This is a genomic window from Vogesella aquatica, from assembly GCF_028548455.1.
GTDB classification, from domain to species: Bacteria; Pseudomonadota; Gammaproteobacteria; order Burkholderiales; family Chromobacteriaceae; genus Vogesella; species Vogesella aquatica.
In genome coordinates this window covers 148,636-162,622 of record NZ_JAQQLF010000010.1, presented here as the reverse complement: position 1 = coordinate 162,622, position 13,987 = coordinate 148,636, and the positions used below count along the sequence as shown (strand labels likewise).

At 59.4% G+C, this 13,987-nt stretch carries 3 protein-coding genes; all 3 read right to left on the bottom strand.

Translation table 11 applies throughout. The features are described 5' to 3' along the window. Window positions 1-10,991, bottom strand: a 10,991-nt coding sequence (locus tag PQU95_RS09885) for a DUF4347 domain-containing protein (protein ID WP_272751835.1), incomplete at its 3' end; no start/stop codon positions are given. A gap of 103 nt (window positions 10,992-11,094) precedes the next feature. Next, the gene (locus tag PQU95_RS09880) at window positions 11,095-11,898 is read right to left on the bottom strand and encodes an efflux RND transporter periplasmic adaptor subunit (protein ID WP_272751833.1); all 804 of its coding nucleotides are present in this window, start codon (window positions 11,896-11,898) and stop codon (window positions 11,095-11,097) included. Between the two features lie 22 nt (window positions 11,899-11,920). Continuing rightward, the gene (locus PQU95_RS09875; RefSeq protein ID WP_272751832.1) at window positions 11,921-13,441 is read right to left on the bottom strand and encodes a TolC family protein; all 1,521 of its coding nucleotides are present in this window, start codon (window positions 13,439-13,441) and stop codon (window positions 11,921-11,923) included. Window positions 13,442-13,987: the final 546 nt, after the last annotated feature.

Here is a 13,987-nt window from a genome sequence, read left to right as displayed (position 1 = left end):
GCCCCGCTGCCGGCGTTGCCGGCGGCGTCGCTAATGCCAGTATTATCGAGAGTGATCAGGTTGCTGCTGTCGCTGACGTTAGCGCTCGGCGTCAGCGTGGCGGTCCAGGTGATGCCACCATCGCTGCTGCTAACCGCGCTCAGCGTGCCGTTGGCAACGGTAAGGTCGGCATTGGTAAAGCCGGTTACCGCTTCGCTGAAGGTGATGGTCACCAGACTGGTCTCGCCAATGGCCAGCGCAGTGTCGGCCACCACGATGCTGGCGGTGGGCCGTGTGGTGTCGATGGCGTAGTTATTGGAGTCGGTGCTGCCGCTGCCGGCATTACCAAACAGATCAACCACCCCGCTGTTGTCGAGGGTAATGACGTTACTGGCATCGCTGATATTAGCGCTAGGTGTAAACGTTGCCGTCCAGGTAATGCCGCCATCACTACTGCTGACAGCACTGAGCGTACCGTTAGCAATAGTCAGATCTGTGTTGCTGAAACCGGTCACCGCTTCGCTGAAGGTGATGGTCACCGTTGCTGTCTCGCCTATCCGCAGCGCGGTATCACTGAGCGTGATGGTAGCGGTAGGTGGCGTGCTGTCCTCCTGCGCATCCAACAGCGAGATGGTTACCACCTGACTATGGGAATTACCGGCGACATCCGTCGCCAGTACCGTCAAGCTGAAGCTGTTGGGGGTGGCCTCGTAGTCGCGTGAGGCCGCGCCATCCGCCGCACCAGCCGCTGTAAGGGTGATGACACCGTCGGCATCGATACTGAAATAGCCTGCACTGTCGCCAGCGGTAATCTGGTATCCGGCAATGCTATTGGCATCGCTAGCCAACACCTGGCCGATAACAAAGCCGCTGGCCATGTTTTCCGGCAAGGTAAAGGTCTGGCTGGCAGTCACTACGGGGTTGGTCTGGTCCACCACGTACTCGGCGCCGCTGCTGAAGCCGGTGCTGATGGCATTGCCGGCGCGGTCGCTAATGCCGGTGCCACTGGACTTCAACTGCAGGCCCAGCAGGCCGTTACCGCTGACATTGGCCACGGTGACGGTATAGCTGCTACCGCTGCCGGTGACGGTGATGTCGTTGTCGCTGGCCACCACTCCGTTGCCCTTGCTAAGCGTGAAGTCACCGGCGCTGACGCCGCTAACGTCACCGTCGAAGGTAACGGTAAACGATACGCTGCCACCGGTCGTATATTGCGCCCCGGTACGGCTGATGCCCACCACCGATGGTGCGGTGTTATCCAGCGTATACAGCTGGCCGGTGGCACCACCGCTGATGGCGTTACCGGCCAGGTCGGCAATGCCGGTGCCGCTGGACTTCAGGTTCAGCCCCAACGTGCCGTTACCGCTGGCGCCGGTAACCGCTACCGTATAGACGCTGTCCGACACACGGGTAAGCGATGCAATGCTGGCCCCGCTGCTGGCTGTGCCGGAAAGGGTGAAATCGCTGCTATCCACCCCGCTGACCGCCTCGGTAAACACCACGGTAAAGTTCAGGCTGCCGCTATTGGTCGGCGTGGCGCTGGCGCGCACGATGGCCGCAGCGGTCGGCACGGTCTTGTCGATAACAAAGGTGTCGCTCACCGCCGCTGCCAGCGCGTTACCCGAGGTATCGGTGATATTGCTGGTATTCAGCGTCAGCACATAGGTACCGGCCACGGTGGTTACCGTGGACAGGTCCAGCGTATAGCTAGCACCGCTACCGCTCACGCTGAGGCTGCTGATATCTACCGTGTGCCCATCGCGGGTGAGCGTGAAATCACTGATATCGACGTTCTGTACCTGTTCGCTAAAGCGGATGCTGGCCGTGCCGGCGTTGGTCGAAGACGGGTCGGCTAGGTCGATGATGGTAGCAATCGGCGCCAAGGTATCGGTGGTGCCGGTGGTGAAATTCAGCGAGGTAATGTCGGCAATGCCGGCGTAGGCCTGGCTGCTGCTATCACGCAGGGCGGTGCTGGCGATCTGCACTGCGTACTGGTTGGCCGCGCGCAGGTCTGCCGAAGGGTTAATGGTAAGTACGCTGCTGTTAATCGATAGCTGGCCACCATGGTTGGCCACATCAATAGTGATGGAGTTGGCCCCGTTACCGGTAATGTCGTACAGCACGATATTGCCGCTACCCAGCGTAATGGCCTCGCTGAAGTTCAGTACGACATGGCTGCTTACTGCCACGCCAGTGCTGTTATCCAGCGGGTTCGCCACCACCAGCATGGGCACCGGGTCGATTACCGTAATGCTGAAGGCCTTCTCGTAGCTGAGGCTACCGCCATCGCTCACGCGCAGGCGCAAGCTGTAGCTGCCGGCAGCCAGCCCGCTGCCGCTGGCGACCTTCAGTGATGTGCCATCCACCACAAACGACGCATTGTCGGTGTCGCCACTCCCACTGGCCAGGCTATAGCTCAGGGTATTGTTCGGTGCACTGGTATCGGGGTCGGTGCCACTGATGGTGGTGAGCGTGACCCCTGCGCCAGCCTGGGTATTGGCAAACATGAGGGTTGCCAAGGCGATATCGGTAGGCGCTTCGTTCAGGTCGTTCAGGTTGATGGTGATGGTGGCCGTGCTGTCTGCCGTGGTATCGGCGTCTTCATCGTCTACCGCCACCGTCAGCGTGTACTGGCTGGCGGTTTCGTAATCCAGCACCGCACCGTTTTTCACGGTAATGGCGCCGGTAGTGCTGTTGATGTCGAACAGGCTGCTGCCGGTGCCGCCGGTAATGCTGTACACCAGACCATTGGTGTCGCCGCTGGCGGTCACCGTGGTTACCGCCGTACCACTGCCGGCATTTTCATCAATGCTGGCCGTAGCGTTGCTGAGCACCGGGTCAACATCGCTCACGGTGACGGTAAAGGTATCCGTGGCCGTGCCGCCATTGCCGTCATCGACGGTAAGGGTGATGGTGGCGCTACCGGTCTGGTTGGCCGCAGGGGTAATGGTGACGGTACGGTTGGCACCGCTGCCGCTGATGACGATATTGCCGTTGGGGATCAGCGTGGTGTTGCTGGAGCTGCCGGCCAGCGTCAACGAGTTGGCCGCGGTTTCGCTATCGCCAATGGTCACCGCCAGCGCCGACGTGGCGCCGCCTTCGTTGATGGTCTGGTTGGCAACGTCGGAGATGGTGGGGTTGGCGTTTTCATCATCCAGAATGGTACCGACGGCACTGGCGTCCGTTAGCGTGCCGTTGCTGGGCGAAGTCAAGGTGACATTGACTGTCTCGTTGCTCTCTTGCGTGGTATCACCGGTCACGTTCAGGGTGATGGTCTTGCTGGTTTCGCCCGGTGCAAATGTCAGGGTGCCGCTGGCTGCGGTGTAATCCACGCCGGCCGTCGCCGTACCATTGCTGCTGGCATAGTTGACCGACACCGTCTTGCCGGAGGCCGCGCTGAGGCTGACGGTAAAGCTGAGCGTGCTGGTGCCGCTATTGCCTTCCGTCACGCTGGCATCGGCAATGCTGATACCGGGTGCTGCATCATCATCCAGGATGGTGACCGTCACCTGCTGGCTGCCACTTTCGGTTGCACTATCCCCACCGCTAACAGACGTGATGTCCAGTACGACGGTTTCATCCGCTTCGTCCAGCGTATCTCCGGTGGCGGTGAGTGTGGCCGACCCGGTAGTCTGGCCTGCCAGAATGGTAATGGTGGTGCTGCTCAGGCTGTAATCGCTACCACTGGCGGTGCCGGTGGGTGTCAATGTCACAACGGTATCAGTAGAAGCGACTTTATCCAGGGTAGCGGTAATCGTGGTGCTGCCACCGGTCTCACTGATGCTGCTGTTGCTGACACTGAGTGTGACCACCGGGGCTGCGACAGTAGCCGTATAGATTCGACCCTCGATACCGCCATTGCTGATGCCATCTGCTGTGTCGTCAGACCACGCCGAGAAAAAGCTATTTCCGTCACCCGCAGTGATTGATACGCCGGTTTGTCCATTGCGTCGGTGCTGGTTGATTTCAAAATCACTGGCGTCTATAGCCACGCCTTGAGCATCGAAGCGGCGCCCAAAAACACCCGAACTCGAGTAATCACCAACACTGGACTCCCAGCCAATCACGAAGCCACCGCCGGCCAATGCTGCAATGGAAGGTGCTGCCTGGCTGCCGCTTGTAACGGTATTGGCTTGTGTCACAGACCCCTGCGCAACACCTGTACTGTCATAGCGCTGAAAATAAACATCGTCCGTGCCACTGGCTTGGTCACTCCATGCTGCAACAACACTACCGTCAGCCAGTGTCGCCAGGCGAATGCTGAATATCCCCGGCTGCGATGTAATCAGGAATGGTGTACCGTTTCCAATACGACCATAAGCACCTAGCAAGTTATAGCTACTGTCATACTCCAGCCAGCCCACCGCATAAGTGCCATTACCCGACGAAGAGATTGTCGGCATCGCAACAAAGCCACCTGCCCCGCCATTGATATCTGCGGCAGCCCGGATAGTGACCTCGGCAGATACTGCATTGCCACTTGAATCATAAGTTCGGGAATAAACCTCGCTGCCATCGTATGCCAACGTTGCGGAACTCCAGATCACAACAAACTGGTCATTCCCGATATTGGCAACCGACAGAAATTCTTCATATCGATCTGTCGTAGAATTGACGATTGTTTCGCTGCCGGTCGTACCATCGGCATTGACAATGACAAAAGCAATGCCGTAATCGCCATCGTTATCACTCGTTGTCAGATAAGCGACCACAAAGCGGCCATTACTCAGTGCAGTGACGACTGGGTAATACTCATCCTGCCCATTATTGGCTGACGATACAATAATTTCATTGCCGATCTTGCTGCCGGTCGGCGATAAAATCTGTGCCACAACACTGTTGTGACCGGGATCAGACTGTTCGGTTGAAAGCCAGGTTGCAACGTAATTGCCATTGCTCAGCTTGGCAGTCGAGACGCTGGATTGGGCATTGTCCGTAGTGGTATTGATAGCAAAATCATCACCCAGGTCTGCCAAGTCACGCGTTGATTCAGCAACAAAATCAAAGGTGATGGTTTTCGAAATCCCACTATTACTCAGTGGCACGTTGGCGCCATCTGTCTGCAACAAATCGTAGTAACGCAGGGTAACCGTAGCGGACTGGCCTGCCGCCGGGATATTGCCGGTACCGAGCGCCAGGGTGGCCAAACTATTGACACTTGTATTGGAAGTGAGCGTGAACAGATTAGCCACGGACTGGCTTTCCAGTACCCAGTAACCCAGACGGGTATTACCCGTATCTGTTGGTGTCAGCGTGGCAAGCGTGACACCCTGTGCCAAGTCAGTAAATATCTTGGGATTGCTACCAGCGGTATAGGTAGCAGCATTGTATGTCGGTACAATCTCAGTAGGTGCCTGGTCTGCTTTTATATTCAGCCATGAACCAATATACTGAACACCAGCAGCATATGCCGATGAATTAACCGTGTAATTCAAGGTAAAGTCATAATTGGAAGTATTGCCCGTACCGTCGACATAACGCCATACTTTCCCACTGACACTTGTATAGCTAGAAGTCAGGTTAGTCCACGAGCCTCCACCATCCGTACTATATTGGACAGAACTCCCTGCTGGAATGGCAAAATCGGTTCCCAATGCGACGGACACAATTGGCAAACTCTCATCCGGGAAACCATTCATCCGGAACCAGCCGTTGCCAAAAACCCATTCATTACTGGTGCCATTTGGGCGCACATAAATAGCACCTGCATCCAATGTGCCATTTGCCATATCCATGGTGGTCATGGCACCCAAAGCAAGACCATAAGCATCTGCTGCTATCGCGTGTATATCAACCTGCCCGACAGATTGCTCCAGCACCCAATCCCCACCCAGCCAGCTGGCGCCGGTCAGGTCGTTGGAGGCGGCTACGTCGGCCTGGGTAGCGGCGGCAAATGCGGCGATAAAGTCGGTGCCAGTCGTGCCTTTGGCCACATCGCAGCCGTACAGCAGGAAGTCGCCGCTGGCAGACAAGGCACTGCCCCACGCGGCCAGCGCCGTTTGCTGGGCGGCAAGGTTGGCCGCAGACAGGGTTTCGGCGCCCAGATAGAGCGCACCCTCGCTACCGTGCGACAGCAGATGCACCGCGGCCAGGTTGTGGTACTGCGCCAGAATCTGGCTGATTTGTGCCATCGCGCTGCTGGTGCCATCCAGCAGCCATACCTCGGTACCGGCAGCCAGGTTGTTCAGCTGCTGGGCCAGCCCCGGCAGGCGGCTATCGATGATGACCACCTGTGTCACGGCGGTGCTGCTGCTCACCAGCTTCTGCACGCCGTCACGGTTGACACCCAGCAGACCATCCAGCGCCGCCTGGTCGATCGCGCCTTCGTTCAGCAACAGATTGCCCACGGTGTAGACCTGGCCCGCGCTGAACGCCGTGCTGCCGCTCTGGCCGACACGGTCACTTACCGTGCCGCTAAAGTTCAGCCCCACAGTTTGGCCCGAGCTGCCATTTACCCCGCTGACGGTGATATGGAAGGTCTTGCCATCGCTGCTGCTGACACTGCTGATGCCGGTGTTGGCCGCCGTGCCGGTCACGGTGAAGTCTGCCGCGCTGACGCCGCTGACCACCTCGCTGAACACCACGGTAAATACCGCGTCGGTACTGGCGCCAGCCACAATCTGGTTCACACCGGCACGGTTGATGGCACTGACGGCAGGTGCCGTGTTGTCGATGGTGTAAGTCTCGTCCAGCGTCGACGTTGTCGCTGTCAGCGCGTTGCCGCTGTCATCGGCGACGTCCTGGCCGCCGGCAAAAGCCAGGCCCAGCGTACCGCTGCCGCTGATGCCGGATACCGTCACCCGGTAATGACCGTTGCTGCCGCTGATGGCGCTGATCGTGCCAGCCACGCTACCGCTGGTGGTCAGACTGAAATCATCGAGGCCAACGTTGTTCACGCCTTCGCTGAAGCTCACGTCAAAGCTGACACTGTCAGCCGTGGTGAGGCTATCGGCAGTACGGGTAATGCTGGTAACGGTGGGGGCCACGCTATCCACCGTGTAGTACTCGCTTACCCCGGTATCGGGCGAACTGCTGGCCAGTGCGTTACCACTGGCATCACTGATGCTATAACCATTGGCCAGCTGTAGCCCCAGCGAGCCGCTGCCCGATGCATTGCTGACCGTAACAGTCAGCACCGGTGTACCACTGCCGCTGATACTGCTGATGGTACCGCTGGCGGTGCCACCCAGCAGCAGCGCAAAGTCGGCCGCGTCCACGCTGCCGACAGGCTCGCTGAACACCACCAGAAACTGCACGCTGCCGCCCTGGCTTTGCTCACCCCCCACCCGGTTGATGGATACCAGCGTCGGCACATCACGATCTACCGCGTATACCTCGTCGTCGGCCGGCTCGGCCGTTGCCAACGCATTACCGGCAATGTCGGTGATGTTCTGGCTATTGCCCAGGTTAAGACCCAGGGTGCCGGTGCCGCTGACACCGCTGACCGTTACGGTCAGGGTATCGGTACCGCTGCCGCTGACGCTACTGATGGTGCCGCTGGCAGTACCGGTGCTGGCCAGCACGAAATCATTCACATCGGCCGCCGTGACCGCCTCGTTGAAACGCACGGTGTACACCAGGCTGGTCGCATTGCTGGCCTCGCCAGCCGGGGTCTGACGCTGGATGGACTGGATCAGCGGCGCCGCGCTGTCGCTGACGCCGGTGGTGAAGTTGAAACTGCTATCGTCACTGATGCCAGCAAAAGCATTGGCGGCCGCGTCACGCAGGGCAGTGGCATCGACACGCACGCTGTAGCGCGACGCTTCGGCCAGGTTGCTGCCCGGGTTCAGGGTAACGCTGTTGCCACTGATACTCACCGTGCCGCCTGCATTGCCGGTACCCGTGGCAATGTTGAAGGTTTCTACCACCTGGCCGGTGGTGACGTTGCGCAATTCCAGCGTGCCGGTACCCGCCTGCAGGGTTTCGCTGAACAGCAACACGATATTGGCAGACGGCGCAATCTGCAGGGCATTATTGGCCGGCGTAGAGTTGGCCGCGTCCAGTGTCGGCGCCACATCATCGCTGACCGTCACGGTCAGGGCTTTCTGGTATGTCAGGCTACCATTGTCGGTGGCTTGTACCCTTAGCAGATACGTACCGGCCGCTAGCGCACTGCTGCCCACTTTCAGGGTATTGCCGTTGATGACGAACGAACCGTTGTGGGTATCACCACTGCCGGCAACCAGACTATAAGTGTGGCTGCTTCCGCTATCCTGATCGGTTGCACTCAAGGTTGCCACCGTCGTATTGGCGCTCGATTGTGACAGGCCAAGGCTGCTGGCGCTCAGGCTGATATCGGTAGGCGCTTCGTTCAGGTCGTTCAGGTTGATGGTGATGGTGGCCGTGCTGTCTGCCGTGGTATCGGCGTCTTCATCGTCTACCGCCACCGTCAGCGTGTACTGGCTGGCGGTTTCGTAATCCAGCACCGCACCGTTTTTCACGGTAATGGCGCCGGTAGTGCTGTTGATGTCGAACAGGCTGCTGCCGGTGCCGCCGGTAATGCTGTACACCAGACCATTGGTGTCGCCGCTGGCGGTCACCGTGGTTACCGCCGTACCGCTGCCGGCATTTTCATCAATGCTGGCCGTAGCGTTGCTGAGCACCGGGTCAACATCGCTCACGGTGACGGTAAAGGTATCCGTGGCCGTGCCGCCATTGCCGTCATCGACGGTAAGGGTGATGGTGGCGCTGCCGGTCTGGTTGGCCGCAGGGGTAATGGTGACGGTACGGTTGGCACCGCTGCCGCTGATCACGATATTGCCGTTGGGGATCAGCGTGGTGTTGCTGGAGCTGCCGGCCAGCGTCAGCGAGTTGGCCGCGGTTTCGCTATCGCCAATGGTCACCGCCAGCGCCGACGTGGCGCCGCCTTCGTTGATGGTCTGGTTGGCAACGTCGGAGATGGTGGGGTTGGCGTTTTCATCATCCAGAATGGTACCGACGGCACTGGCGTCCGTTAGCGTGCCGTTGCTGGGCGAAGTCAAGGTGACATTGACTGTCTCATTGCTCTCTTGCGTGGTATCACCGGTCACGTTCAGGGTGATGGTCTTGCTGGTTTCGCCCGGTGCAAATGTCAGGGTGCCGCTGGCTGCGGTGTAATCCACGCCGGCCGTCGCCGTACCATTGCTGCTGGCATAGTTGACCGACACCGTCTTGCCGGAGGCCGCGCTGAGGCTGACGGTAAAGCTGAGCGTGCTGGTGCCGCTATTGCCTTCCGTCACGCTGGCATCGGCAATGCTGATACCGGGTGCTGCATCATCATCCAGGATGGTGACCGTCACCTGCTGGCTGCCACTTTCGGTTGCACTATCCCCACCGCTAACAGACGTGATGTCCAGTACGACTGTTTCATCCGCTTCGTCCAGCGTATCTCCGGTGGCGGTGAGTGTGGCCGACCCGGTAGTCTGGCCTGCCAGAATGGTAATGGTGGTGCTGCTCAGGCTGTAATCGCTACCACTGGCGGTGCCGGTGGGTGTCAATGTCACAACGGTATCAGTAGAAGCGACTTTATCCAGGGTAGCGGTAATGGTACTGCTGCCACCGGTCTCACTGATGCTGCTGTTGTTGACACTGAGCGTGACCACCGGGGCACTGACTGCATTACGGAAGTTGGTGGCATTAATGGTGTCAATATCGAGGGCAGAGAGAATCCCCGCGGTATTCGGAGTAATAACAAACTTGTCGACGCCAACAAAGCCAAGCGACGAAAACGTCAGGAAGCTCGCGTTATTTAACAAACCACTGGCGACATAGGTGCCTTTGACTGTGTTGCCAAGATAACCCGTGATCGTGAAGTTGATAGCCTCTGAAGCAGAGCCAGTCGAATTGAACGCCATAGCGATAGTGTTCAGATCAAACATCTTGCCGTCATTGGACCTGAAAGCCAGTGAGGTAATGGCATCACTCCCGCTCTCATACGCGAAGTAAATGATTTTGCGAGACCCAGGCCAGATCTCTGAAGCAATCAAGAAGCTCTCACCGTCGGCCGACGAAGTGCCGGTGACATCCCAGCCGCTACCGGCAATATTGGTCGCGGTGAGCGGCGTCGAATATGCAGAAGTTGACCTTGCATACTCGACATAGGGATCCGTAATCGAATTGAAGGTGGTATCGCCATTTACCGGGGTAGCCAATAAACCGCCATAGCCGGTCGCATCAATAGCTGCAGTCTCTAGCTGCCCGCTGTGCACTTCAAGGTTCCAGTCCCCGCCCAGGCTGGCCGCACCCGTGGCATCACTGGATGCTGCGATATCGGCACCGGTAAGGCTAGCCAACTCTGATATGAAAACAGCTCCCTGCTGGCTGGAAGCCACATCACAACCGTACAACAGGATGTCACCGTCTACGGTCAACGCCCGTCCCAGTGCGGCCAACTCAGTGCTGCGGGCCTGCAAGGCCGCAAGATCGATAGTGCCGGCACCCAACGACAACTGCCCCTCATTACCGTGGCTCAGGATGTGGATGGCATCGTAGCCGCTATGGCTGGCCGCCCATGCGGCCAACTGTGCCAGGCCGTCCTGGCTGCCGTCGATCAGGCGCACCTCGATGCCGGCGCCAATACCATCCACCAGCGTCTGGTAATTGGCTACCCGGCTATCGACAAACACCACTTCCTTGCGCCCGCCACTGGCAGCCTGGTCGGCTGTGCGCACCAGTACCGGCTCGGCAGCTCGCTCGGTGTCGCGAGGCTGGGCAACCGACTGCGCGATTTTGTCCAGCGCACTACTGAGGCCGCTGTCGGCCTGCACATCATGGTGTACCGCCTCGCCGGCGGCATCGACGGCGGTGCTGACCGCCGCTGCATCAAACATGAACCGCTGCTCCAGCGCACGCGGGCGTACCCGTGGGCGCGGCGCCGCCTGAGGCGCGGCAGCACCGGCCGACGTCACCAGTGCCTCCTCTATTACCTGGTCACGCTGGGTGGAGGCAGGCTTGCCTTTGGCACGCACTTTTTCGGCCACGGCGACAAAGGTACGGCTGGCTTCATTCCAGATAGAGCGGTAAATGCGGTTCATGTTTTTTCTCCTCGGGCCGGTGGCTCCGATACTGTCAGCCTGCAGGCTGTACAGCGTGGCAATAGGCAGCCGGCGCAAGCCGGCCTGTCGCGTGTTCGGGGGCTTAGTTGGCCGGCGGTACCATCAGTACCTTACCGCTCATGCCGGCCATCAGTTCGGCAAACTTGCCATCGATGACGGCGTTGACCTTGATGGACTGGCTAACCGGGTCTACCCGTGCACCCAGGCGCTGGATGCGCGCGGGGTAGGTTTTGCCGGTTTCATCGATCCTGACCTGGAAGGTGCTGTCAGGCTTCATCCACACCAGCCAGCGCGACGGCACCAGAAAGGCCAGCTCCAGCACCGAATCGTCGATGATGTCCAGCACGGCCTGGCCAGCCTGGGCAAACTGCTGCTCGCGCAGCTTCTGCTCTGCCACCCGCCCGCTGAATGGCGCGGCAATACTGCATTTGCCCAGTACCGCCATGCCTGCGGCAACATCAGCCTTGGCCTTGCGCACCTCGGCTTCCGACGTATCCAGCTCCAGCTTGCCTACCGAGTTCAGCTCGGCCAGGCGACGGTTGCTGCTATACGCCTTGTCGGCCGCGCTTTGCGCGGCGCGGGCACGGTTTAGCTGGGCGGCCTGCAAGGAACAGTCAAACGTGATCAAGGTCTGGCCTGCCTTGAAGGCGGCCCCTTCCTGCACCGGGATGCGCGAAATCTTGGCGCCGATTTCGGCGGCCAGGGTGGTGTAGCGTTTGGGGGCCAGCTGGGCGCGGATTTCGCGCTGCTCCGCCGCCGGCTTGGCGGCAACCGGCGGGCGCGCCGCCGGCTTGGCCAGCGGCAAGGGCGCCGGCGCCTGCTGCGCGGCAAGCGGGAAAGAAGCCAGCAGCATGGCCAGCACGGGCACGACACGACGGGTATTCATCACAACGAGCATTTCTATTCGATCAAGGGGTGGTTACGGCTGGCAATTTGCCTTGTTCCCAGGCGTTCAAGGCCTTGGCTACCTGTGTTTTCAGCTCGGCAAGCGAGGTCTGCCGGCTGGCATCCAGCGGCAGCTCCAGCCCCAGGCTGGCCTGCAGGCGCGAGCCGGCGGCCTGCGCATTGGACAGTGCCTGGTAACGACGCAGCGTGGACAGGATGTAGGACGTCTGCTGCGACACGCTATCCAGCTTGGTCTGGCGCTCGGCCAGTACCTGGTTGTTGACGTGATCGGCCAGGCGTTGGTCCACGCTGGCAATGGCGTCGGCGCGGTTGAACTGCGCGGCGGCATTGGCGTATTGCAGGCGGGCGATATTGACCTGGGACACCACCGCCATTTGCGTCGCCATGCGCTTCTGCTCGGCCAGGGTCACACCGGCTTCGGCCAGCTTGCGCTGGGCGGGCATGGACAGGAAACCCAGCAGGTTGAAGGAAACCTGCACACCGGTTTCCTGCCAGGTCTGGTTGATCAGGTAACTATCGTCGCTATTCTTGACGGCGAAGTTGAAAGATAGCCCTGGGAACATCTTGAGCATGGCACGCCGTGTTTCCTGCTGCGCGATACGGGCGTTGTAAATGCTTTCCCGCAAATCCGGGTTCTGCAACAGCGCGTAAGTTTCCATCTGCTCCACCGGGGTATCCAGCCATACCGTGCTTACCGCACTGCGTGGTTCGACCAGATTGCGTACCTGCAGGATAGGCAGATGGGTCAACCCGGCCAGCTCGATACGCGCCGTAGACAGCTCTTGCTCCACCAGTTCGAGCATGCGCAGGTTTTCCAGCAATTGACGCTGGTAGCGCAGCGGCTCCAAAGGCGATTTCAGCTTTTCTTCTTCGGTTTTGCGGGCATCGGCCAGCGCTTCTTCACCCTGGCGGATGGTCTGGCGAATGGACGTGTTCAGCTTTTCCGCGGCCACCACACGCCAGTAAGCGGTACGCACATCCTGGACCAGATTATGTAGCGCCTTGCGACGGCGCTCGGCGGCGATGAGGACGCGATCGGCATTCTGCTTGGCCGCGTAGTAGCTCTGGCCAAAATCCAGCAGGCTCCAGCTGAAGCCCAGCTCACTGGACAGCGCGCTACGGCTGGATGAGATCGACGGGTTGGCCAGCGACGGTGCACCGGTCACCGAGTCCTTGCTGCGGGAAATCAAATCACTGTCACGGTCGCGGTAACCGGCGCTAGCTACCAGACGGGGTAGCATATCGAAGTTGCCTAACTCGAACTGGCCAGCCGCCACGGCCTCTTCCATCAACCGTACGCGACGCTCGGCGTTGTACTGGATGGCTCGGGCAATGGCCTCCTCCAGTGTCAACTCGCCCGCCAGCGGTTCCACTTCCTTGTCTAGCGCCTGGCGGTCTGCACTCACCGTTTTCTGGACTTCGGCAGAGCTCAATGGCGCCAGATCAACGGACGCGCATGCCGACAAACCTAGCAACAGCGCCGCTGCCGCCATGGGGCGCAACACGGCAAAGGAAGCAAGCATGGGGCGGTCTTTTCTCATAGGGCGGTCTTTCCTGCAGTATTGTTAGTCAGTGACAAAGTGAGTGCAGAGTAAGAATAGTGCATTTACATTAAAAATGTCACATTGATACATATACACCGCTTATAAAATCAACTTTCCCACCACACTTACTCAAGCACCGCGACGCCAGCCCCCCAAGCATGGGTAATCCCCCTGCCAACCCCGCAGGCCGGCAAATAGCCAAATCCCAAAAAAGTAAATGACATCACGTACATCTGCATGCATGGAAGAGGGCTGAATACCGGCGGAGCGACCGCGCTACGCCTGGCCTGCGGGCCGCACTTACGACAGCAGCGAGACAGGCAGGCAGCCGAGCTGCGCTGATGGCCCGGCCAAGGAAAGGCAAGCCGAAATAATCCTATGGCATTAAGCAATTACCAGCGCCGCGACTGACCACTCATGGCATCACGTTGCTTTCATACGCTGAAGCCATAGCCAGCTAACAGGGGCACACGCATCACTACGATGCACTCGGGCCACTGGCTCACCCTCAACCACACCTTTACT